The organism is Bradyrhizobium yuanmingense, assembly GCF_025200905.1.
GTDB lineage: Bacteria > Pseudomonadota > Alphaproteobacteria > Rhizobiales > Xanthobacteraceae > Bradyrhizobium > Bradyrhizobium yuanmingense.
The window spans coordinates 5,046,389-5,067,906 of record NZ_CP104173.1 but is presented as its reverse complement, the minus strand read 5'-3'; the positions used below and the strand labels follow the sequence as shown (position 1 = coordinate 5,067,906).

At 63.2% G+C, this 21,518-nt stretch carries 22 protein-coding genes; 14 read left to right on the top strand and 8 right to left on the bottom strand.

Annotation, left to right across the window (positions count from 1 at the left end; translation table 11 throughout):
• Positions 1-73: 73 nt before the first annotated feature.
• Both N2605_RS23965 and N2605_RS23960 read right to left on the bottom strand, forming a co-directional pair.
• A complete protein-coding gene (locus N2605_RS23965) occupies positions 74-1,594 on the bottom strand; it encodes an FAD-dependent monooxygenase (protein WP_260343343.1) in 1,521 nt (506 codons plus the stop codon).
• 192 nt (positions 1,595-1,786) lie between these two features.
• Positions 1,787-1,999: a hypothetical protein gene (locus N2605_RS23960; RefSeq protein ID WP_260343342.1), complete on the bottom strand. Its 213-nt coding sequence runs from the start codon at positions 1,997-1,999 to the stop codon at positions 1,787-1,789.
• A gap of 459 nt (positions 2,000-2,458) precedes the next feature.
• Between N2605_RS23960 and N2605_RS23955 the strand changes: the two genes are divergently transcribed.
• Positions 2,459-2,845 carry a hypothetical protein gene (locus N2605_RS23955; RefSeq protein WP_260343341.1) on the top strand — a complete coding sequence of 129 codons (387 nt, stop codon included), beginning with the start codon at positions 2,459-2,461 and terminating at the stop codon, positions 2,843-2,845.
• Positions 2,846-2,945: 100 nt separating this feature from the next.
• Here the strand turns inward: N2605_RS23955 and N2605_RS23950 are convergent, their stop codons facing one another.
• Positions 2,946-3,641, bottom strand: a complete 696-nt coding sequence (locus N2605_RS23950) for a hypothetical protein (RefSeq protein ID WP_260343340.1) — start codon at positions 3,639-3,641, stop codon at positions 2,946-2,948.
• Between the two features lie 360 nt (positions 3,642-4,001).
• On the opposite strand from N2605_RS23950, the gene N2605_RS23945 reads away from it, so the two are divergent.
• The 7 genes from N2605_RS23945 to N2605_RS23915 all read left to right on the top strand — a co-directional run bounded on the left by N2605_RS23945 (position 4,002) and on the right by N2605_RS23915 (position 9,214).
• A complete protein-coding gene (locus tag N2605_RS23945) occupies positions 4,002-4,565 on the top strand; it encodes a M23 family metallopeptidase (protein ID WP_225148144.1) in 564 nt (187 codons plus the stop codon).
• A 272-nt stretch (positions 4,566-4,837) separates the two neighbouring features.
• On the top strand, positions 4,838-5,074 hold the full coding sequence (locus N2605_RS23940; RefSeq protein ID WP_057028654.1) for a hypothetical protein: 237 nt from the start codon (positions 4,838-4,840) through the stop codon (positions 5,072-5,074).
• Positions 5,071-5,370, top strand: coding sequence for a hypothetical protein (locus tag N2605_RS23935; RefSeq protein ID WP_225125589.1), 300 nt, complete (start codon positions 5,071-5,073; stop codon positions 5,368-5,370). The genes N2605_RS23940 and N2605_RS23935 overlap by 4 nt, the downstream gene beginning before the upstream one ends.
• Positions 5,371-5,435: 65 nt before the next feature.
• Positions 5,436-5,864: a GNAT family N-acetyltransferase gene (locus N2605_RS23930; RefSeq protein WP_260347477.1), complete on the top strand. Its 429-nt coding sequence runs from the start codon at positions 5,436-5,438 to the stop codon at positions 5,862-5,864.
• Positions 5,865-6,077: 213 nt separating this feature from the next.
• The gene (locus tag N2605_RS23925; RefSeq protein WP_109143000.1) at positions 6,078-7,346 is read left to right on the top strand and encodes a CaiB/BaiF CoA transferase family protein; all 1,269 of its coding nucleotides are present in this window, start codon (positions 6,078-6,080) and stop codon (positions 7,344-7,346) included.
• 89 nt (positions 7,347-7,435) lie between these two features.
• Positions 7,436-8,641 carry an acyl-CoA dehydrogenase family protein gene (locus N2605_RS23920; protein ID WP_260343339.1) on the top strand — a complete coding sequence of 402 codons (1,206 nt, stop codon included), beginning with the start codon at positions 7,436-7,438 and terminating at the stop codon, positions 8,639-8,641.
• Positions 8,642-8,650: 9 nt separating this feature from the next.
• Positions 8,651-9,214 carry a flavin reductase family protein gene (locus tag N2605_RS23915; RefSeq protein WP_225152399.1) on the top strand — a complete coding sequence of 188 codons (564 nt, stop codon included), beginning with the start codon at positions 8,651-8,653 and terminating at the stop codon, positions 9,212-9,214.
• An 8-nt stretch (positions 9,215-9,222) separates the two neighbouring features.
• On the opposite strand, the gene N2605_RS23910 is transcribed toward N2605_RS23915, so the two are convergent.
• Entirely contained in the window at positions 9,223-10,131 is a 909-nt protein-coding gene (locus N2605_RS23910; protein ID WP_225152401.1) for an NAD(P)-dependent oxidoreductase, read from the bottom strand.
• A 160-nt stretch (positions 10,132-10,291) separates the two neighbouring features.
• Between N2605_RS23910 and N2605_RS23905 the strand changes: the two genes are divergently transcribed.
• From N2605_RS23905 to N2605_RS23880, 6 genes are all read left to right on the top strand, one after another.
• Complete coding sequence (locus N2605_RS23905) at positions 10,292-11,275, top strand: ABC transporter substrate-binding protein (RefSeq protein WP_036007594.1); 984 nt, start codon at positions 10,292-10,294, stop codon at positions 11,273-11,275.
• A 74-nt stretch (positions 11,276-11,349) separates the two neighbouring features.
• Entirely contained in the window at positions 11,350-13,044 is a 1,695-nt protein-coding gene (ilvD, locus tag N2605_RS23900) for a dihydroxy-acid dehydratase (RefSeq protein ID WP_225150541.1), read from the top strand.
• Between the two features lie 94 nt (positions 13,045-13,138).
• Positions 13,139-13,984: an ABC transporter ATP-binding protein gene (locus tag N2605_RS23895; protein ID WP_050996053.1), complete on the top strand. Its 846-nt coding sequence runs from the start codon at positions 13,139-13,141 to the stop codon at positions 13,982-13,984.
• Positions 13,984-14,766 (top strand): ABC transporter permease, encoded by a 783-nt coding sequence (locus N2605_RS23890; RefSeq protein WP_249795320.1) that lies wholly within the window; start codon positions 13,984-13,986, stop codon positions 14,764-14,766. The genes N2605_RS23895 and N2605_RS23890 overlap by 1 nt, the downstream gene beginning before the upstream one ends.
• The gene (locus tag N2605_RS23885; RefSeq protein WP_225111951.1) at positions 14,763-15,530 is read left to right on the top strand and encodes an ABC transporter permease; all 768 of its coding nucleotides are present in this window, start codon (positions 14,763-14,765) and stop codon (positions 15,528-15,530) included. The genes N2605_RS23890 and N2605_RS23885 overlap by 4 nt, the downstream gene beginning before the upstream one ends.
• A 32-nt stretch (positions 15,531-15,562) precedes the next feature.
• The gene (locus N2605_RS23880) at positions 15,563-16,609 is read left to right on the top strand and encodes a 2,5-dihydroxypyridine 5,6-dioxygenase NicX family protein (protein WP_260343338.1); all 1,047 of its coding nucleotides are present in this window, start codon (positions 15,563-15,565) and stop codon (positions 16,607-16,609) included.
• Here the strand turns inward: N2605_RS23880 and N2605_RS23875 are convergent.
• Genes N2605_RS23875 through N2605_RS23860 form a run of 4 tightly spaced genes read right to left on the bottom strand, consistent with a single transcriptional unit; the run spans position 16,591 to position 21,514 of the window.
• On the bottom strand, positions 16,591-17,598 hold the full coding sequence (locus N2605_RS23875; RefSeq protein ID WP_260343337.1) for a 3-hydroxybutyryl-CoA dehydrogenase: 1,008 nt from the start codon (positions 17,596-17,598) through the stop codon (positions 16,591-16,593). The genes N2605_RS23880 and N2605_RS23875 overlap by 19 nt on opposite strands.
• 3 nt (positions 17,599-17,601) lie before the next feature.
• Positions 17,602-18,690, bottom strand: a complete 1,089-nt coding sequence (locus N2605_RS23870; RefSeq protein ID WP_225152410.1) for an NAD/NADP-dependent octopine/nopaline dehydrogenase family protein — start codon at positions 18,688-18,690, stop codon at positions 17,602-17,604.
• On the bottom strand, positions 18,687-20,222 hold the full coding sequence (locus tag N2605_RS23865) for a class I adenylate-forming enzyme family protein (RefSeq protein ID WP_225152411.1): 1,536 nt from the start codon (positions 20,220-20,222) through the stop codon (positions 18,687-18,689). The genes N2605_RS23870 and N2605_RS23865 overlap by 4 nt, the downstream gene beginning before the upstream one ends.
• 2 nt (positions 20,223-20,224) lie before the next feature.
• Positions 20,225-21,514, bottom strand: coding sequence for an acyl-CoA dehydrogenase family protein (locus N2605_RS23860; RefSeq protein ID WP_225152413.1), 1,290 nt, complete (start codon positions 21,512-21,514; stop codon positions 20,225-20,227).
• Between the last annotated feature and the right edge of the window lie 4 nt (positions 21,515-21,518).

Here is a 21,518-nt window from a genome sequence, read left to right as displayed (position 1 = left end):
CGAAAAGTTCGGAACAAGCCCGCGGATCTGCCGAGGGCTTGTTTGTTTTGGCGGGGCACGAGACGTTCGCGCCCTACGCACCACCCGGCCCGAACCACTGCGTCAGCGCCTCCGCAAGTCCGTGTCCGTTCTCGTCGCCCACCCAGGCCACATGACCATCGGGCCGCACCAGTACCGCGCTCGGTGCGGTGACCTCGCCGATCGCCGGAAGCAGCCACCGGCCATCGTAATCGGCATCGACGATCACTATGCGCTCCGTCGAGAGAGAGATGTCGAGGCCGCCCGGCTTGCCGAAATTGAGCAGCACGCCGCGCGCGCCGTGCAGCAGCGTGAACAATTTCAGCGGCTGCCCGTCCGCCACGAGATCGAGATCGGGCATGCGGCGGCCGAGCAGCGCGTGGCCTTCGCCGAGATCGTAAGCGATGTCGAGCCCGCTCATCATCGCGCCAAGGCGCTGTCGCGGCTCGTCCATGGCGAGAAGCTCGGCGATCACCTCGCGCGCGGCCTTGCGGCCGTCGTCGCCGCGGCGGAGCAGGACGATCTGCGCCATGGTGTTCTTCAGGACGCGCGCGGCGACGGGATGGCGCTCGCTGTGATAGGTGTCGAGCAGGCTCTCGGGCGAGATGCGCCTGACCACCTGCGCCAGCTTCCAGCCGAGATTGACCGCATCCTGCACACCGAGGTTGAGGCCCTGGCCGCCGACGGAGTGATGAATGTGGGCGGCATCGCCGGCGAGCAGCACGCGGCCTCTGCGATAGGATGCGGCCTGCCGCGCCGCGTCGGTGAAGCGGGAGATCCAGGCGGGATTGTTGACGCCGAAATCGGTGCCGTACACGGCGTTCAGCGCCGCGCTGAGATCGCTTAAAGAGCGCTCGCCATCGTGTGCGAGATTTGCCTCCGTCAGCACGACCAGCACGCGCCCGCTTTCCGTCTTGCTGAGGCCGTGGAAGCCGAGCGCGTCGTGACGCAGGCCGAATGGGGGCGCCTCGCGCATCTCGACCTCGGCCATGAGGTTGCTGAGCGTAGGTTCGGAGCCGGGGAAATCGATGCCGGCGCGCTTGCGCACCAGGCTGCGGCCGCCGTCGCAGCCGACGAGATAAAGCGCGCGCAAGCGCATCCCGCCGGACAGTGTGACGTCGACGCCGCTCTCGTCCTCGGCAAAGCCCGTCACCTCGCGGCTGCGATAGATCGGCACCGCGAGCTCGGAGACCCATTCGGCGAGGAGGCGCTCGATGTGGTTCTGCCGCAGCGCGAGGCCGTAAGGATGGCGGGTCGGGAGATCGCTTATGTCGAGCCTGGTCCAGGCGAAGCCGGCGAGCTGGGTGATCTGCCCTTCGCGCAGGAAGCGCTCGGCGACGCCGCGCTGATCGAGGATCTCGATGCTGCGCGCGTGCAGTCCGCCGGCGCGCGTCTCGGCGATGTCCTGGCTCGCGCGCCGCTCGACGATGGCGACGTCGATTTGCGCCAGCGCGAGCTCGGCGGCCAGCATCAGGCCGGTCGGGCCGGCGCCTGCGATGATGACCGCATGGCCGGCGGCTGCGTGTTCCGCGCTGGTTCGGCCGCGCGAGCGGGACGTCGGAAGCGGCAAAGGCATGTCGTGACCCCTCGACTGGTTGTTCGGGTCGAGGCTTCTACACGATCAGCGGGGGATTGAAGCAAGCCTCCTGCGCACCACATATTGAGCTGGGAGGAGGAGCCTTTCCGATTTGCGCGCTGTCGATTGACACGTCGGGCAAAACACCTCCAGAATGGCATCATCGAGATGCGCGCGCCGCTCGTAGCGCGCTCAATCGTCCTTCGACATATCGCCGGGTTTGGTGGGCAGATCGATGCTGCCGCCCTCGCCATGCGCGAGATCGCGGCCGTCGTCCGGCGTTACATCGCCGTCTTCGGCGATCATTTGCTGCGTGGGGCATTCCTTGTCGACGCGCGGCTTCGAGCCCGGACGATTTCGCGACGTCTTGCTTGGCGATGTGCCGGGTGAGGTCTTGATGGTCATGGCCGGTCGCTCCTGATTGTCCAACGCGGCTTCTGCGAATTCGTTCGTTTGACACGTCGGGCAAAACACTGGCATGATGCCATCATCGAGACGAGTTGGTTCACCCGCGCGGAACGCGATCCGCCGCGGGTTTTTTCGTTCTCGATTCTGCAATCGGACGGCGGCGGCGCATCGCGGCCACGCACTCGCTTGATAACGCGTTGAGAGAGCGCCGATCGGCGCGCCGTCGTCCGAACCCATTGCTGGCCGTGCACGCGCGAACGTGCCGGCCCGCGGCGCCGGGCGTGCTGCCCGCGCCGCTGCGGTCTCCGGGACCGGAGATAGGGTTCGCGCCCGAAACGATCGCGCTCTTCGCGCGATCTGCCGCGCATTTTCTTGACCAGGAGAGATGATGACCGTCTATCTGATATCGCTGGCCCTCGCAGGCCTCGTTGCCATCGTGCTGTGGGAGACGTTCGCGTGAGCGAGGACATCACCGAAGGTCAGCTCGAGTCTGCACCGCTCCGGTTACCCGCGCGCGGGAAGACGGCGCGGGCGCGCAACCTGACCGAGATCCGCTCGCTTGCGCGCAGCCACAGCAGGACGGCCATCCGGGTGCTCGTCGGCATCATGCGCAGCGAAGATGCAACGCCTGCGGCGCGCGTCTCGGCGGCCAACGCCATCCTCGATCGCGGCTGGGGCAAGGCCGCACAGCCGGTCGAAAACGGTCAAGACGGCGTGCTGGAATTGATCCACCGGATCGAGCGCATCATCGTGCATCCGCCGAGCTCAAGTGGCGGCGATGCCGTCACGACGCTCGAGACGGCGGAGCTCCCGATCTGCAGCCGCGTCTCGATTGAGCGTTGACCCGTCGGGCAAAACACTGGCAGAATGGCATCATCGACAGAAGTTGGTGTTGCCCGCGCGGATGCAAATCCGGCGCGGGTTTTTCGTTTGATATCTCCGGCTAATTCTTGGTCTGCTTACTGGGCGGGCGTTGCACGGCATAGGCGCGCTGCACCTGGTCGCTGCAATAGGACAGCTTTCGCCCGTCGCCAGTGAAGCGCCCGTTGTGGATGATCCAGAGGATGACGGTCTTGTCGTCGATCTTCTTGAACATCAGGTTCTCGCGGTCCGGGGTGGTGCTCGGGTCCTGCACGCTGACGGCGTCAGGGCCGGAAGCCGCCTGTAAGGTGCAGGTAGCGTTGATCCTGACGGTGTCTGGGAGTTGAACACGCATCCGGCGGATATCGCACTTGTTCGAGGCCGTAACGATCGACTTCTTGGCGAACGCAACGACGGTATCGCTGAGTTTCGCGCAACGGTCCTCGAAATCGGCACCCAGTGCGGCGTAGACGCCATCTTGCGGATGAGCGCTCTTGAGAGCGAGCTCCTCTTCGGCCTTCCGCTTGGCTTCCTCGGCCTTCTGCTTGGCCTCTGCCTCGGCTCTTAGCCTCGCTTCAGCAAGCGCGCGCTGTGTATTGAGAGGGCAGTAAGCCGCGCGCCAGGGAGGATCCTTGAGCTTTCCGTTCAGGCTTTTCTGGACGGAGATCGCCGCCGCATCCAGTTGTTTGATGAACATGATCTCGTTGAATTTTCTGATATCCCAGTTGGGATCGCGCGGGTTGAGGTTCTGCGCCAGATTGTAATCGTCACAGACCATTTCAACCTTCAGCGAGCCCGGGCCGAGATCGTTGATCTTTTTGACCTTGCAGCCCCATTCGTAACCGCTGACCGATTTCCTGCCGAGATCGATCGTCAGGCCGCCACTTTCATCACAGTCTGACTGGAAGTTCTTGCCAGGTTCGGCATAGACGCCGGCCTTGGGACGCCACTTGTCGGATGTCGGAGCAGGTGGTTCCTGTGCGAAGGCAGGAAGTGCGAGAGCGACCGTCGCGGCCGCAGTGAGAACGCGGCGGATAGCTCTTTTCATGTCAGCCCCTCATTCCTCGGCCACGCAAGATCGGCTCGATCAAGACACCGCACGCGAACTAGTTAGTCAACTACCGCAAAGGATATTCAAATGTGGGACGACATGATGCGGCGCATTCTTCAGCCCGTCGAGGGCATCTCGCCCCATGTCACGAGTCCATACGGCGCGGAGACAGGCAGGCCACGCGGATCAAGCAACCCACACCGGGGCATCGATTTCAATTATGTTGGTGGTCAAAGTGCTCGGCTGAACACGAGCCACCCAGAATTGCGATCTCCCGTGAATGGCGTCGTCGAGCGCGCCGGTGATGATCAATGGGAGACAATCTCGATCAGAGACAATAACGGCTTGCGTCACCAGATACTGCATACCAACTCTCGGAAGGTGAAGGTCGGCGATGTGGTTGCGGCGGGTCAGGTGATTGGCACGATGGGTAATACCGGTCTTTCTGACAAGAAGGGCAATCCAGGGCACCACCACGTCCATTATCAAATCAAGGATCTTGCAGGTAATGTTCTTGACCCAGGTGAGTTTGCGGATGCACTGGGACCGTTCGATCCAGTTCCCGCGCCGGCCTACATTCCGGAGTACAAGCGATATCTGCAAAACGCGGATATGATGCCGCGGTCCGTTCCAAAGATGTCCGGGTTTTGAGGAGGATGCCTGCCGGAAAGTCCGATCGATCTGCTTTCGACTCGAATGATCCCGCACCGATACCCGCTATTCCGCCTGATGCTTTGTTTCCGTCTTCGCCACAATCCGACTTCGAAGGACGGTACGGAAAATGGCCTTCGCCTTCCGGAGGCGGTGTCTTTGCGGGCTTCAATCAAGTGCCGCAACGACAATCCGACGCCCCGGGCAACGAAGACTGGCCCGCGATGTGGCGCAGGCGCACCAGCCTGCCCTAGGATGAGTGAGCGCAGCCATTGTCCATCCTGAAGATTCCGACGGCCAAGATCTTCGAGCCGCTGCTCAAGCCTGCGCGCTACAAGGGCGTTTACGGCGGGCGCGGCTCGGGCAAGCTCCTGGTCTGGGACAAGGTTCTCGGATTGGGCTCGACGGACGCCCTGGCGGGATTTGCGGCGGTCACCGCCAATCTTGTGGTCTCATTCTATTTCGCCAAGCGCGGCTTCGAGAATGTCGCAAGGATCATCAAGCGATGAGGATGCAAGACGACGAGATCAGGGCCATTGTGGCCGAGACGCTGGCCGAGCAGCACAGGCTCCAGCAGGAGAGCATCGATGCGATCGTGTTGAAGGCGGTCGCCTCGGTGCTGGCTTCTTTTGGCATCGAGGATGACGACCGAAAAGAACTGCGAGCCGATTTCCAGCACCTGCGGAGGTGGCGAAAGAGCGTGGAGCAGGCCCAGAGCTACACCTTTAAGGCGGTGATCACCGTCATTGCCACCGGGTTGATGGGAGCGGTCTGGCTCGGCGTCAAGGTCGTACTGGGCAAGTGAGCCTTCGCGGCGGCGGCGAAGTCACCGGCGCCCGGTCAAGCTCTTCCGACGCAATGAGCCACTTCATGTACAGAATCGGTATCGTCGATGCGTCCGATGACGACGTTGCCGAGACCCTCGCCGATCTGCATCGGCTCACGTTCTTCGATACCGCGGCGATGCCCGCGTTCGACCTCGGCGCGTGGTGGATGGCTTATCACGACGAGGAAGCAGTCGCCTTCGCCGGAATTGTGCCCTCGACCCACGTTCGAAATGGCGGCTATTTCTCCAGAGTTGGCGTGTTACAACGGCATTGGGGACGCGGCCTTCAGCGCAGATTGATGCGTGCGGTGGAGGCGAGGGCGCGGCGTATCGGATGGGACAGCATTGTCTCCGATACGACGGACAACCCGGTATCAGCGAACAACTTCATTCAGACGGGCTATCGGCTGTTCGAGCCCGAGACCCCTTGGGCCTGGGCGCATACGCTCTATTGGCGGAAGTGGCTTCACTGAGCAGGTTTGCCGCCGCACGGAACGCGCCGTTTATCTAACGGCCAGTACGCGTCTGGAACGTCCGAGGACCCGGCAGCCTGAGCGCTGCCGGGTCCTTTTTGCGTATTGAAGCGATGCCGGCGTGGGACTTGCGAAGTCGGCGGCGCCGGGCTTTAAGTTTGCTCTTGCAGGAAATTCGGCGGCCATAAGCCGATGTAAGGGAGAGCGCGATCGATGCCCACCAAGCCTCAATTGCCGGTACGTGCCTCGCATGGGATGGGAGGCCCGACCGCGCTGGATGGCCTATTGGTCGTTGATTTCACGCGTGTGGTCGCTGGCCCGGCCTGCACCCAGACGCTCGCCGACTACGGTGCGCACGTCATCAAGATCGAGAATCCCGATGGCGGCGACGACACGCGCGCCTATGAGCACGCGGAGATTGGAGGCGAGAGCGCCGCCTTTCTCAGCCTGAATCGCAACAAGCGCGGCATCGCGCTCGATCTTGCTGTGCCGGAGGCGCGCGAGATCGCGCTGGATCTGATCCGCAAGGCAGATGTGGTCGTGGAGAATTTTTCGAGCGGGGTCATGAAGAAGTTCGGGCTCGACTATGAATCGGTCGCGCCGCTCAACCCGCGGCTGGTCTATTGCTCGATCTCCGCCTACGGACGCAGCGGACCGTTTGCCTCCCGGCCAGGCTTCGATCCGATCACCCAGGCGGAAAGCGGCTTCATGTCGCTTAATGGATTTGCCGACGGCCCGGCGGTTCGCACCGGCCCGCCAATTGTCGACATGGCGACGGGGATGTCCGCCTGCAATGCCATCCTGCTGGCGCTGCTCGCGCGGGAGCGGCTCGGCCGGGGGCAGCATGTCGAAGTTGCCCTGTTCGACGTCGCAATGGGAATGACCGGTTTCTACGGCATGGCCTATCTCATCAACGGCGAAAACCCCGGCCGGTTCGGCAATTCGCCGAGCGGGTCTCCCACCGTCGGCGTCTACGAGGCCTCAGATGGGCCGCTCTACATGGCCTGCGCCAACGACCGGCTCTACCGCAGGCTTGTGGTCGAGGTGCTGAATCGGCCCGATCTCATCACCGATCCGCGGTTTGCGACGCGCAAAGCCCGCTCGGAGAACAAGGAGCTCCTGCGGGCAGCCATCGCCGAAGTCTTCGCCAGTGATACGCTCGAAAACTGGATGGCGAAGATGAAGCTGGCAAATATCCCCGTCGGCTATCTCCGGACGGTCGAGGAGGGCTTCAACGCCCCCGAGGCTCGCGAGCGCCATCGTTTGAACCGGATTCCGCATCCGACAGCCGAGTGGGTGCCCAACATCGAGCCACCGATTACGATGAGCCTGACAGCCGCGGTCGACCCCGTCGCGGCACCTCTTTTGGGCGAGCATACCAAGCAGATCCTGCAAGATACGCTCGGCTACGACGAACGTCGGATCGCGGATTTTGGCGAGAAGGGCGCCTTTGGCTCGGTCAAGCCTCCAAGGTCGACTTGAGGCACTGGCTCGGCTTGATTTGGCGAAGGTCCCGCCGCATAAATGTGTGAAAGCGAGGGACACGAATGGCGCCTGGCCAGGAGCCGAGCATGACCCAGCCCGCAGGCTTGCAAGCCGGCGGTGAGATCTATGCGTCAATGATCGCGAGGGCCCGGGCGCTTCTGCCGCGACTCCGTGAGCGGGCGGCACGGACGGAGGAGCTGCGGCATCTTCCGGCGGAAACCGAAAAGGATCTCCACGATGCCGGCCTGTTCCGGATGCTGCAACCGGCCCGGATTGGTGGCGCTGAGCTCGACTATGTCGCCCTCGTCGATTGCGCTGAGCTGCTCGGGCAGGCGGATGCGTCGGTTGCCTGGAATCTCGCCAATCTGGCGAGCCATCACTGGATGCTCGGCATGTTCCAGCCGAAGGCGCAGGATCTGGTCTGGGGCCGCAATTCGGATACTTTGATCGCGTCCTCGTTCATTTTCCCCGCCGGACGCGCCACGCGGGTCAAGGGCGGATACCAGTTGCATGGCAGTTGGCCATTCTCCTCGGGCGTTGCCTCCTGCGAATGGAATATGCTTGCGAGCGTGGTCTATTCCGACGACGATGCCGACGGCATCGAGTATCGAATCTTTCTGCTGCCGAGCGGCGATTACAAGGTGCTGGACACTTGGAACGTCGCCGGATTGCGCGGGACGGGGTCGTGCGACGTCGAGGTCAGGGATGCCTTCGTGGCTGACCATATGACGGTCGCCGTAGGGAACCTCTCAGGTGGCCCCACGCCGGGAAGCGCGGTCAATCCGAATCCTCTGTACACGCTGCCTGTCTTCTCGCTATTTCCTTACGTCCTCTCCGGTGTCGCGCTGGGGAATGCACAGGCGTGCCTCGACGGTTATACGGAGGTCGCGCGTCATCGTATTTCGACGTACAACCGCGCCAAGCTGAGCGATTTTCAAAGCACGCAGATCAAGATCGCGGAGGCCTCGGCCAAGATCGACGCTGCGCGCCTGATCATGCGGTCGGCCTGTCTCGATGCCATGGAGGCCGCACGGCGCGGCCATATTCCTGACATGGCAACCAAGACCAGATATCGCCGCGACGGATCCTTTTCCGTGAACTTGTGCACGGACGCGGTCTCGATGCTGTTTGCCGCGAGCGGCGCTCGCGGGCTGTTCACGAGCGGCGTGTTACAGCGGCAGTTCCGCGATGCGCACGCGATCAACTCACATCTCGCGTTCAACTTCGATGCGGCCGGGACCAACTACGGACGGGTGGCCCTCGGCCTGCCCTCCGAGAATCTCACGCTGTGAGGTCGGCCGATGAATGACCTGCCGAAGCAGCCTCGCGCGCCGGATCCCGCCAATGAGTTCGCGAGCGACAGCTCGCAGATTGATCCTCGCGACTTTCGCAACGCGCTCGGAACTTATGCAACGGGCGTCACGATCATCACAGCGGCAGCGCCCGACGGCAAGCCGTACGGACTGACGTGCAATTCCTTCGCCTCGGTCTCGCTGAATCCGCCGCTGGTTCTGTGGAGCCTCGTCGTCTATTCCTCGAGCCTGACCATCTTCCAGAACGCCAGCCATTTCAGCGTCAACGTTCTCGGCGCTTCACAACAAGCGCTTGCGAACAAATTCGCAAAATCGTCGGATGACAAGTTCACCGGCGTCGACTGGACCCCCGGCCTTGGCAACGCTCCAGTGCTCGCCGAGAGCGTCGCCAACTTTCAATGCCGCTCCGTGAATCGCTATTATGGCGGTGACCATGTGATCTTTCTCGGCGCGGTCGAGGCATATACCTACAATGCGAAAGAGCCGCTGCTCTTTGCGCGAGGAGCGTTCGGTCGCTTCATGGCCGACGATGAGCGCAAGAACGTGCCGTAACGCGCCCCCTATACTGCTTTGCGCTCTGCCGCCGAAAGCTTGTAAATCTCCAGCGCGTCCGCGTCCGCACCTCGCGCGGCCTTCGCCAGCCTGAACAGCTGCCCGGCAAGCGCGGCCATTGGCACTGGCGTCGAAGTCGCCTGTGCAACGTCGGCCACCGTATCGAGGTCCTTGAGCATCGTGGCGATGTGGCCGAGCGGCGGGGTGTGAATGCCGTTGACCATTCGCGGCACGAACAGCTGGAGCGGGATGGAATCCGCAAATCCGCCGGCGAGTGCCTCGGGCAATCGGTTGGCGTCAATTCCGGCGTTCACGGCAAGGCGGGTTGCTTCCGCGAGCACGGCCATGGCGCATCCGACGATCACCTGGTTGCACAGCTTTGTGGTCTGGCCGGCGCCGAGCGGGCCCATATGCGTGAACCTGCGCGCCATGGCCAGCACATAGGGCCGCACCCTCTCGATGTCGCCAGCTTCGCCGCCCGCCATGATGGCGAGCGTTCCTTCCTCCGCGCCCTTCGTGCCCCCGGACACCGGCGCATCGATCCAGCCCACCCCGTTCGCGTCTTTCAATCGCGTTGCGAGGTCGCGCGCCGCGTCGGGATGAATTGACGAGAAGTCGACCACAAGCTTGCCCGCGCTAGGGGCCGCTGCCAGACCTTCGGGTCCGAAGATCACCTCCTCCACCGCCGCCGCATCCGTTACGCACATAAAGACGATATCCGAGCTCGCCAGGAGATCACGCGGCGTGACCACGTGCTTGGCACCAGCCTCGACGAGCGGCGCCACCTTGCCCTCCGAGCGATTCCAGACAGCGACCTGATAGCCGGCCTTCAGCAGGCGTCGGGTCATCGGCGTTCCCATGAGTCCGAGGCCGAGATAGCCGAGCTTCTCGGTGCGGTTCTTGCTGTCGTCAGCCATAGGTTGCCTCCTTCTGTCGTAGACGCCGCTTTACCATACATTGCCCATCTGCCGGCAAGACCGCCCACCTCGCATGGCTTGCCTGATTGTTTGAACCATGAAACATTTGAGGCGGTCGGGTTGGGGGCGCCAGTCGGCGCCGGAGCAGCGGAGTGGCACGATGCGAACCGTTTCGAAGTGGATCCTGGCTTTGGGGGCGGCAGCCGCCGTGAGCGCGGGCGCAAGCCCGTCATGGGGGCAGCAGACGATCCGCGTCGGCTGGACCATCCCTGCGGAGGAGTCCAAGTACTGGATGATGCGCAGGCCGGCAGAGTTTCCCAATCTCGGCAAGACCTACAACATCGAATGGACCCAATTCCAGGGCACCGCGCCGATGACGCAGGCCCTGGCGGCAGGTGCGCTGGACTGCGCGACGCAGGCGCCGCTCTCCCTCTCCAATGGGGTCGTCGGCGGCAATCTCAAGGCCTATATCGTCGCGCAGCATGTTTTCGAGATGCCCGGCGGCTTCTCGGTCTACTGGGCCGTCAAGGATGACTCGCCCATCAAGACAATCGCGGATCTCAAGGGCAAGACCGTCGGCATTTCCGTGATCGGTGGCGGTACGCAAGGGCCGTTCAATCTGCTCTTGAAGCAGAATGGCGTCGATCCGGCCAAGGACATCAAGCTGGTCGAGGTTGGCTTTGCCGTCTCCGAGGACGCGCTGCGCCAAGGCCGCGTTGACGCGGTCAATATGAACCAGCCGTTTGCTGCGCGCGCGGAGGCAAAGGGCGGCACAAGGAAGCTGTTCTCGCTCTCCCAGGCCATGCCGAACATCGTGCACATCCTGGAAGCCTGCCGTGCCGATTTCGTCGACAAGAACCCTGAGTTGGTCAAGGCCTATGTCCGCGATATTACCTCGGGCATGAAGAAGGCACTCGCGAACCGCGAGGAGACTCTCAAGGTCGTCAATGAAGTGCTGAAAGCCCCCATCCCGGTGCTTGAGACCTACTTGCTCAAGGACAATGATTTCGGCCGCGATCCGGGTGCTGCGCCGAACTTCCCGGCGATCCAGAAGATGCTGGATATCTATGCAGAAACAGGAATGCTGCCGAAGCTGGATGTCGCACAGTTCAAGCATCCGTCGATCGTCGCGCCGCTGCAATAGAAGCGGGACGAATTACCGAACCAACATCGTAGCGTTCCGGATCATCCGGGACGCTGCACGAAGAAGATGCATATATGAAGAAGTTGCGTTCCCGAGTCACCACAGACGGCCTCGACCGAGCGCCGCATCGTGCATTCATGCGCGCCATGGGGCTCGACGACGCTGCGATTGCGAAGCCGATGGTGGGCATCGTCAGCATGAAGGGTGAGCAGACGCCCTGCAACATGACCCACGACTTCCAGGTAGCTGCAGCGAAGACCGGGATCGATGAGGCCGGCGGTACACCGCGTGAATTCTCGACTGTTTCGGTGTCCGACGGCATCAGCATGAATCATGAGGGGATGAAGTTCTCCCTCTTCTCGCGTGAGCTGATCGCCGACTCGATCGAAGCCGTGGTCCATGGGTTGGCCTACGATGCGCTGATCGGATACGGCGGGTGCGACAAGACCCTTCCTGGCGTGATGATGGGAATGGTCCGCTGCAACGTGCCATCCATCTTCATCTATGGCGGCAGCTCGCTGCCCGGGCGCGTGGATGGACGTACGCTGACGGTGCTCGATTCCTATGAGGCTGTCGGCAGCTTCATGACTGGCGAGATCGATGGCGCCACGCTCGAGCGCATTGAACGCGCCTGCCTGCCGACGATCGGTGCGTGCGCCGGCCAGTTCACCGCGAACACCATGGGCATGGTATCGGAGGCGATGGGGCTGACCATTCCCAACGTCTCGATGGTGCCCGGTGTCTATTCCGAGCGTGCGCAGATTTCGCGACGCGCCGGCCGACTGATCATGGAGATGCTGGACCGCGGCGGGCCGCTGCCGCGCGACATCGTGACGCGGAAATCCCTGGAGAACGGAGCGGCGATCGTGGCAGCGACGGGCGGCTCGACCAACGCCGCGCTGCACCTGCCGGCGATCGCGAATGAGGCCGGAATTGCATTCAGCATCGATGACGTGGGGGAGGTCTTTGCCAGGACGCCGTTGATCGGCAATCTGCGCCCCGGAGGCAAGTATACGGCGAAGGATGTCTACGATATCGGCGGCGCTGCGGTCATCATTCGCGAGCTGATCCAGAGCGGTCATATCGATGGCGGCTGCTTGTCAATCACCGGCCGCACACTTGCCGAAGAGTACGGTGTGGCCAACGCACCCGACGGAGAGGTTGTGTACACGGCTCGCGCGCCGATCATGCCTGACGGTGGTGTCGCGGTGCTGAAGGGTAACCTCTGTCCCGATGGGGCGGTGATCAAGGTGGCGGGCTTGAAGAGCCAATTCTTCGAAGGCGTCGCGCGTGTTTTCGAGGATGAAGAAGCCTGCGTCGCAGCCGTTCGTGACCGCAGTTACAAGGCGGGCGAGGTTCTCGTGATCCGCAATGAAGGGCCAGTCGGCGGACCTGGCATGCGTGAGATGCTTGGCGTCACCGCACTGATCTACGGGCAGGGCATGGGTGAAAAAGTGGCGCTGATCACCGATGGCCGGTTCTCCGGCGCGACCCGCGGGATGTGCATCGGCTACGTGTCCCCCGAGGCATTTGTTGGCGGTCCGCTGGCGCTCGTCCGGAATGGTGACAGAATCCGGATTGATGCCGCAAATCGACGGATGGATGTCCTGCTCGAGGAACAGGAGCTTGCCGCACGGCGACGCGATTGGAAGCCGCGCCCGCCTCGCCACCGCGCAGGTGCGCTGGCAAAATATGCCCGGCTGGTTGGGCAGGCGCCGGGCGGAGCCGTGACGCATGAAGGCCCGGCAGAATGGCCGTGGTTCGAATGACGCACCGCACGGGCGCGAAAGTGACAGCCTGTCTGGCAGGCTTCTTGCTAAGCTGATGCCGCTGAATCCTCGTGCGAGTGGGACGGAAGGCGGGATGACGGTAGTATCTGCGAGATCGAGCGAATGGGTGAGACCGGTGACGCAACAAGACCCGGCTTCCGCAATCATCGAGATCGACCGCGTGTCGCAGGTCTTTAAAACCTCGGCACGCAAGAATCACGTTGCGCTTTCGGACATTTCGCTGACGATCGAGGAAGGAGCTTTCGTCTCCATCCTTGGTCCGTCCGGCTGCGGCAAGTCGACACTGCTCTACATTGTCGGCGGCTTCGTCAGTCCAACCAGCGGCGCGGCGAAGATGAAGGGACAGGCGATCACGGGGCCCGGTCCGGATCGCGGACCGGTATTCCAGGAATTTGCGCTCTTTCCCTGGAAGACTGTGCTCGGCAACGTGATGTATGGGCCGCGTCAGCAAGGAATTCGCGGCACCGAGGCCGAAGCGCAGAGCCGGGCCCTGATCGAGATGGTCGGCCTCAAGGGCTACGAGAACTTCTATCCCAAGGAGCTGTCGGGCGGCATGAAGCAGCGCGTGGCGCTGGCGCGGACGCTTGCCTACCATCCCGAAGTGCTGCTGATGGACGAGCCGTTCGGGGCACTCGACGCGCACACGAGGACGCGCCTGCAGAACGATCTTCTGAACATCTGGGAGCGTGACCGCAAGACGGTGCTTTTCGTCACCCATTCGGTCGACGAAGCCGTCTTCCTCTCGGACAAGGTCGTCATGATGTCGAAATCGCCCGGGCGAATCCGGCAGGTCATCGACATCGACCTGCCGCGGCCGCGCCGCCGCAACGAGCTGTTGCTCGATCCGCGTTACCAGAAGTACGTCGTCGACATCGAGCGCATGTTCGACGAGAGCGACGAAGCCGGAGCGCCCGCGTGATGTCGGCGGCCGGCATGACCAAGCGCGCTGCCCCGGTGCTCGCCTGCATCGGATTGCTGGTGGTGTGGCAGGTCGCGTCACTGGCGCTGAAGAATGACAGCTTTCCGACCGCGATTGGAGCGATGAGAGCGATTCCGGACATCCTTGGCGACAGGGAATCCCTGATCAATATTCTGGCCTCGCTCCGGCGCATGGCGATGGGATTTGGCGCGGCCGTGCTCGTGTCGATTCCGCTTGGCCTGTTGATGGGACGTAGCGCCGCGATTGCGGCCTTCTTCAATCCGCTGCTGATGGTGATCTATCCGGTGCCGAAGGCGGCCTTGATGCCGATCATCATGCTCTGGCTCGGCGTCGGCGACATCACGAAGACGCTCGTGATCTTCCTCGGCGTCAGCCTGCCCGTGATTTATCACAGCTTCGAAGGCGCCAAGGCGGTCGAAGAGAAGATGCTGTGGTCGGGCGCTGCGATGGGGCTCTCGCCGGTGCAACGCCTGGTGCGTATCGTGCTGCCGGCGGCGCTGCCGGAAATTCTGACGGGGTGTCGTACAGGATTGGTGTTGGCGCTGATCACGATGATCACCAGTGAGATGATTGCCCGTCAGTCCGGTGCCGGAAACATCCTGTTCAACGCGCTCGACATGGGCCAATACGAACCCGTCTTTGCGATGATCATCATCGTTGGAGCGATGGGAATCTGCCTCGACGCGATTTTCGAGAAGGTTCGTGCTAGGCTCGTGCGCTGGTCCGAGCCGCAGTTCGACATGCCGCTGAGCTTCTCATGATGTCGCGGCTTCTCGCCCCTAATTTCGTTCTTGGAATTGCTCCGATCGCACTGGTGATCGCGCTGTGGCAAGGCTTGGTATCTTTCGGCTTCGCGCCGGCAGTTCTGCTGCCGCCGCCTGGCTACGTCTTCGGCCGGCTGCTCCAGCAACTCGTAACCTCGACGTTCCAGCACGAGATCGCGGCGACCCTGATCAGGCTGTTTGCCGGCTTCGCGATTGCTGTCGTGCTCGGTGTCAGCATCGGCATTGCCGCCGCCGCCAATCCGGCGATCAACGCCGTGGTTCGGCCCATCGTGCGCGTATTGGCGCCTTTGCCCAAGGTCGCGCTCTATCCGGCCTTGCTGCTGCTGCTCGGATTTGGCCACGGATCGAAGATCACATTAGTGGCTGCCGACGCTCTTTTCCCGATCCTGCTGTCGACCTATTACGGTGCCTCGACCGTCGAGCAGAAGCTGATCTGGTCGGCTATGGCTGCGGGATCGTCACGCTACGAAATCCTCTTCAAGGTAGTGCTGCCGGCAGCGATGCCGTCGATCCTGACCGGGTGCCGGATTGGCCTTGTCATTTCCTGCATCGTGGTGTTTCTGGCCGAAATGATCACGTCGACGGACGGATTGGGGCACGCCCTCGTGACTGCGGCCAGAACCTTCCAGGCCGTGGACATGTTCGTGCCGCTGATCACGATCTCGCTGCTGGGCTTGATCTTGAACGGCCTGCTGGGAGCCGTGCGCTCGTACTTGCTCCGGGGCTTCCCCGAAGCGTAACTAACAAGAATCCTGAAGACCGGGAGAGAACCATGCTGGCTGATCGTATCGAGGCAAAATGGATCGATGCGTTTTGCGAGATCTTTGGGCGATGCGCCGTCAAGGCCGGCGATACCGCGGCGATCCTGTCGGAGACCCAGTCACGCGCGTTGAACGTCCATCTCGCGGAGCTGGCCCTGCTGCGGATGGGCGCGCGGCCGTTTCATGTGGTGATGCCGACGCCACGTAACCGGCATATCGTTCCGGTCCGCTCCACCGGGGCGAGCGAGGCGATCCAAAAGCTTGGTCCAGTGATCACGGCGCTTCAGCAGGCCGGCTTCGTCGTGGATTGCACCATCGAAGGACTGATGCATGCGGTGGAGACGCCGGAGATTCTCAAAGCCGGCGCGCGGATCCTGGTGATCTCTAACGAGCATCCCGAAGCGCTGGAGCGCATGGTGCCGGATTCCGCGCTCGAAAAGCGTGTTCGTGCGGCGGCCAAAATGCTGCGCGGAACGAAGCGCATGCGTGTCTCCTCGAAGGCCGGCACGGCGCTCGATGTCGATATGGTCGGAGCGTCGACGGTCGGTGTGTGGGGCTGGACCGACAAGCCCGGCACGCTCGCGCATTGGCCCGGCGGCATCGTCGTCAGCTTTCCCAAGAGCGGGACCATCAACGGCACTCTGGTGATGGCGCCCGGCGACATCAACCTGACCTTCAAGCGCTACCTGACCTCGCCGGTGAAGATGACTCTGAAGGACGACTATGTCGTGGAACTCGAAGGCGAGGGCACGGATGCCGCGATGATGCGCGCTTATCTGGCCGCCTGGGGCGATCGCGAAGCCTATGCCGTGTCGCATGTCGGCTTCGGCATGAATCCCGGTGCGCGCTATGAGGCACTATCCATGTATGACCAGCGCGACACCAACGGCACAGAGATTCGGGCCGTTTCCGGCAATTTCCTGTTCTCGACCGGTGCGAATGAATTTGCAGGGCGCTACACGGCCGGACATTTCGACCTGCCGATGATGGGAACGACGATCGAGCTCGACGGCGTTGCGGTCGTCCGCGAAGGCGTGCTTCAGGACGTCTTCGGGTAGCCGCGATCGAGCACGGGCGGCCGGGCGAGGTCGAAGTGCCGGAGCAGGTCGACCATGGCCTGCAACCGCTTCACGCGATAAGCATCGACGTCCATCCCGGAGTAATCCAGGAAGCCGGCGCCCGTGCGCAGGCCGATCCGGCCTTCATGCATGTTGCGGGAAATGACCTCCGGCGCGCGATAGCGGTCGCTACCAAGCGCGCCTTCGAGGTAACGGCTGGCGTAGTATAGGATATCGCCGCCGCCCCAATCGATGAATTCGAGCAGCCCGAGCACGGCATAGCGGAAGCCGAAGCCGTAACGGATCGCCTTGTCGATCTCTTCGGCGCTGGCGACGCCTTCCTCGACCATGCGCGCGGCCTCGTTCATTGCCAGCGCCTGGATGCGCGGGACGATGAAACCCGGTGTGGCGGCGCAGACCACCGGCACCTTCCCGATGCCTTCGAGCAGCGTCTTGACCTCGTCGATGACGGCCGGGTCTGTCGCCTTGCCGGGCGAAACCTCGACCAGCGGGATGAGATAGGCCGGGTTGAGCCAGTGCACGTTTAGAAAGCGGCGCGGGCTCACGATCGCGCCCGAGAGATCGTCGACGAGGATGGTCGAGGTCGTCGACGCGATGATCGTTTCAGGGTCGACCTGCTTTGCCGCCGCCCCCAGCACCTCGCGCTTGAGCTCGACCACCTCAGGAACGCCTTCGAAGATCATTCCGGCTTCGGCCAACGCTGCGCCGCTCCGGCTCGCCGGCACCACCGAGACCCGCGCGATCAGCGGATCGACATCCGCGTCGGTCAGCAGCCCCAGTTTTGACAGGCTGGCGAAGGTCTTCCTGACTTCGCCAAGCGCGTCCGTTTCCAGCTTGGTGAAGTCCTCCGCGGAACGCGCCTTGATATCGATCATCGTGACCATGTGCCCTGCATACGCGAAGGCAACGGCAATGCCCCGGCCCATGCGGCCAGCGCCGAGACAGGCGATATTGATGCGACTGGTCATTGATCAGAATCCATTGCGGAGCAGCGTCTGCAATTCAGCCTTGCTGAGCTCGCCGAGTCCCAGCGTCTGGAGCGTTCGGCCACCTCGCGCAAAATCTTCGCCGCAGACCGCGCCGCCGATTGACAGAAACGCTTTGGCCAGCGGTGTGTCCACGCCAGCGAGGCCCGCGACGGACACCAGCAGCGACAGCCCAAGCCGCAGATCCTCGCGCATGTAACGGTGCTCTGTCAGCACGATCCGCTCGCGCCAATCACCGGAATCGGTCAGTCGGTCGTGCGAGCCGCGGCCATACATCCAGATCTCGCCTTCCCTCGCGTAGTGATGAGCCAGCGGGAAATGTGGCGCGCCGTAGCCGAGTGCCTCGCGCACTGCGATGCGTTCTGCGTCGAGCGCGTCAGTGACCCGGCGGATCGCGGCTTGCGTACCTTCCTTGTGAATGTCCCAGCGCTCGAAATGTTCGATCGGCCCTGCGTTCATCACGATCAACGGCGGGTGAATGATCGGACCTGCGTTCATCAGGGCGCCCGACAGCGCGTCTCCGCATGTCTCGATCGCGTCTGGGAGAGCGCGCCCGATCACTGCGAGGGCGTGGGGCGCCTGCTCGAGCGGGAACACGCCGACCGGGAGCCGCTTGGCGCGGATGGTGATCGCGACCTCGAACGGTCCGTGCTTGCGGGTCAGCCACGGAAGCGTGCCCGTTTCGGCAAAGCTGGCCTTGGCATTGTTGCCGGCATCTCGGGCCGCCTGGGCGAAGATCATCGAGCCGAACGTCGCTGGCGGCAGAAACACGACCTGACCGTCCCGCAAATGCGGCGCGAGCAGGCGAGCGATATCTGCTTGAGCGAAGGCCGGAGCCGGGCACAGGATCAACTCCGTGCCTTCGACGGCGTCCGCGATGTCGGTCGTGACCAGCGCCAGCTTCACGTCATGACGGCCGTTGTGATCCTTGACCAGGATGCGCGAGCCGGCGGCGCGATGCGCTGCGACCTGATCGGCATCGCGGCGCCAGAGCCGCACCTCGTGCCCCGACAGCGCAAAATCGCCCGCGGCCGCGAAAGAGCCGTTTCCCCCACCCAGAACTGCGATCTTCAAGATGCTTCTCCTTGCGCCCGTGACTGCGCATCAAGCTGCTTCAGCAGGAAATGCTGGACCTTGCCCAGGGCCGTCCGCGGCAGGTCGTTGACGAAGACGATCTCGCGCGGAATTTTGTAGCGCGCGAGTTGCGCCTGAAGATGCGCCCTCAATTCGTCCGCCTCGAGCCGGCAGCCGGATCTCGCAATGACATAGGCGACCGGCACCTCGTCCCAGCGCGGGTCCGGCCGGCCGATCACGGCGCATTCGCTGACGTCGGGGTGTTCGAGCAGGACGCGCTCGACCTCGGCCGGGTAGACGTTTTCTCCGCCTGAAATGATCATGTTCTTCTTTCGGTCGCGGACCCAGAAATAGCCGTCGGCATCGCACAGGCCGATATCACCGGTGCGATACCAGCCATCCTGCAGCGCCTCGCGCGTTGCGGCGTCGTTTCCCCAATATTCAAAGAACACGTTGGGACCGCGCACCGCGATTTCGCCCGGCGTGCCCGCGGGCAGTTCTTCGCCGGCCTGGTCGATCACCTTTGCCTCGCAGCACAGGCCGGCAAGGCCGGTCGATGCCGCGCGCGAAAGATCGCCGCCAAGCCGCGTGTAGACGGCGATCGGGCAGGTTTCGGTCGAGCCATAGACCTGAAGCACCGGGACGTCGCGCGCGACGAAGCGCTCGATCAGGTGCGGCGGTACGATGGTCGAGCCGGTGGCGACGGCCTTGAGTGAGGAAAGATCAGCGGTCGCCCAGGCGGGATGCTCACTCACCGCCTGAAGGATCGCAGGAACCATCACCGTGAGTGTCGGCCGTTCCCCTTCAATGGCCGCAAGCGCGGCGTCCGGCGTGAAGCGCGCATGGACCGTGACGGTCGCGCCCAGCTGCAACGCCGGCGTAGTCTGGATGTTGAGGCCACCGACGTGAAAGAACGGCAGCACGGTCAGCACGTGGTCGTCGGATGTCATGTTGTGCATGTGCTGGCTCATGACGCCGTTCCAGAACAGCGCCTCCTGGCGCAGCACCGCGCCCTTGGGTCTTCCCGTCGTGCCTGACGTGTAGACGATGAGCAGCGGGCTGGAGAGGTCGGTGTGTGGATTTCGGCTCGTGCCGTCACCGCGGACCAGCAAATCTTCGAATACCGTGCCGCGAGGCGGCGTGAAGTCGAGGCCGACGACGGATGTCCCTGCCGCGGTCTGCCCCAGCTCGGCAAGCACTCCGGAAAACGCCTGCTCGAGCACCAGGACCTTGGCGCCGGCATCACTGAGAATGAACAGCTGCTCGGCGACGGCCAGTCGCCAGTTCAGCGGCACCAGCATCGCGCCGAGGCGCGCACAGGCGTAAAGCAGAACCAGATAATCCGGCCGGTTCAGGCTTAGAATCGCGACGCGATCGCCGCGGCCGACGCCAAGCGCCTGTTTCAAGGCCGTGGCCGTTTGCTCGATGCGTGCGGCGAATGCCGCATAACTCAGCCGCGTCCCTTCGAAGGCAATGGCCGTCTTGTCTGGCGCGAACGCCGCGTTGCGGTCGATCAGGCTACAGAGGTCCACGGTCAGTCGTCCGTTTCACCGGCCTCGTACAGTGCTTCGCGCCCGATCCGGTCGAGGCAGAGCTCGGCGGTCCAGGGCAGCATCAGCGAGCCGCAGCGGCTGTCCCGATAGATCCGCTCCAGCGGCAGCGAGCGAAGCATGGCCTGACCGCCGCAGGTGCGGATCGCGAGCGCGGCGAGCTCATTGGCGCCCTCCATCACCGAATATTGCGCGGCGTAGGCGCGCAGCACCTGCTCCTTGCTCGGATTGGCGCGCGCCTCGGTCACGGCCTGGAACCAGATTGCCTTGATCTGCTCCAGCTTGATCTGCATCTGCGCCACCGCGATCTGCTTGGTCGGGTACATCCGCCGCTTGACCGACGGCATGCCCGGGACCTCGCCGCGCAAGTAACGCAAGGTGAAGTCGTAGGCGGCTTGCGCCAGGCCCATATAGGTCGGCGACAGCGTCAGGAACATGTGCGGCCAGCGCTGAGCTGCCTGGAAATACACGCCGCGCGGCATCAGCGCCGAATCTTCCGGAACGAACACGTCCTTGAACAGCAGCGTCCGCGAGACCGTGCCGCGCATGCCCAGCGGATCCCATTCACCGACGACCGAGACGCCTTCTGATTTGGCTGATATCGCCAGGTAAAGCGTGTTGCGGCGCGACGCCTTCTCGCCTTGCTCGATCTCGGTGCAAAGCACGCCGTAATAGTCGGCGTGGCCCGAGAGCGATGCAAAGATCTTCTTGCCGTTGACGATCCAGCCACCCGCGACCGGCCTTGCTTCGGTGCCAAAAGCAACGCCGCCGGCAGCGGCAGCTCCACCTTCGGAGAAGGGTTGCGAATAGATCGCCCCGTCCTCGACGATCCGCTTGTAGTGCACCGCGCGCCGCCGCTCGTGCTCGGCACGGGTGTCCGCGTCCATGTCCAGATCGTCGGCGAGCGGACCCGACCACAGGGTCGAGCAGACATGCATGTTCCAGGTCAGCGCGGTGGCGCCGCAATAGCGGCCGATCTCGGCCGCCGCCAAGGCATAGGTCTGGTAATTGGCACCCAGGCCGCCGTGCCTCTTGGGCACGGCGATGCCGAGCAGGCCGACGCGATGCAAATCGCGGTAATTTTCAGTCGGGAAAGTCGCCTCACGATCGTAAGTGGCGGCGCGACCGGCGAACACGGTCTGGCCGATCTCTCTCGCGCGGCTGATGATGCCGGCCTGCTCGTCGTTCAAGCGGAATGCAGTGGGATCGAAGATCGGCGCATCCAGCGCGACCTTGTCGGTCGCGCCAATCGTCTTGCTGACTTGCATGGTCATCGCG

Bases quoted from the DNA above. Each gene is read 5' to 3' on its own strand.
- N2605_RS23965 (WP_260343343.1), bottom strand. From the start codon at position 1,594: ATGCCTTTGCCGCTTCCGACGTCCCGCTCGCGCGGCCGAACCAGCGCG.
- N2605_RS23960 (WP_260343342.1), bottom strand. From the start codon at position 1,999: ATGACCATCAAGACCTCACCCGGCACATCGCCAAGCAAGACGTCGCGA.
- N2605_RS23950 (WP_260343340.1), bottom strand. From the start codon at position 3,641: ATGGTCTGTGACGATTACAATCTGGCGCAGAACCTCAACCCGCGCGAT.
- N2605_RS23945 (WP_225148144.1), top strand. From the start codon at position 4,002: ATGTGGGACGACATGATGCGGCGCATTCTTCAGCCCGTCGAGGGCATC.
- N2605_RS23935 (WP_225125589.1), top strand. From the start codon at position 5,071: ATGAGGATGCAAGACGACGAGATCAGGGCCATTGTGGCCGAGACGCTG.
- N2605_RS23930 (WP_260347477.1), top strand. From the start codon at position 5,436: ATGTACAGAATCGGTATCGTCGATGCGTCCGATGACGACGTTGCCGAG.
- N2605_RS23925 (WP_109143000.1), top strand. From the start codon at position 6,078: ATGCCCACCAAGCCTCAATTGCCGGTACGTGCCTCGCATGGGATGGGA.
- N2605_RS23920 (WP_260343339.1), top strand. From the start codon at position 7,436: ATGACCCAGCCCGCAGGCTTGCAAGCCGGCGGTGAGATCTATGCGTCA.
- N2605_RS23915 (WP_225152399.1), top strand. From the start codon at position 8,651: ATGAATGACCTGCCGAAGCAGCCTCGCGCGCCGGATCCCGCCAATGAG.
- N2605_RS23910 (WP_225152401.1), bottom strand. From the start codon at position 10,131: ATGGCTGACGACAGCAAGAACCGCACCGAGAAGCTCGGCTATCTCGGC.
- N2605_RS23905 (WP_036007594.1), top strand. From the start codon at position 10,292: ATGCGAACCGTTTCGAAGTGGATCCTGGCTTTGGGGGCGGCAGCCGCC.
- ilvD (WP_225150541.1), top strand. From the start codon at position 11,350: ATGAAGAAGTTGCGTTCCCGAGTCACCACAGACGGCCTCGACCGAGCG.
- N2605_RS23895 (WP_050996053.1), top strand. From the start codon at position 13,139: ATGACGGTAGTATCTGCGAGATCGAGCGAATGGGTGAGACCGGTGACG.
- N2605_RS23890 (WP_249795320.1), top strand. From the start codon at position 13,984: ATGTCGGCGGCCGGCATGACCAAGCGCGCTGCCCCGGTGCTCGCCTGC.
- N2605_RS23885 (WP_225111951.1), top strand. From the start codon at position 14,763: ATGATGTCGCGGCTTCTCGCCCCTAATTTCGTTCTTGGAATTGCTCCG.
- N2605_RS23880 (WP_260343338.1), top strand. From the start codon at position 15,563: ATGCTGGCTGATCGTATCGAGGCAAAATGGATCGATGCGTTTTGCGAG.
- N2605_RS23875 (WP_260343337.1), bottom strand. From the start codon at position 17,598: ATGACCAGTCGCATCAATATCGCCTGTCTCGGCGCTGGCCGCATGGGC.
- N2605_RS23860 (WP_225152413.1), bottom strand. From the start codon at position 21,514: ATGACCATGCAAGTCAGCAAGACGATTGGCGCGACCGACAAGGTCGCG.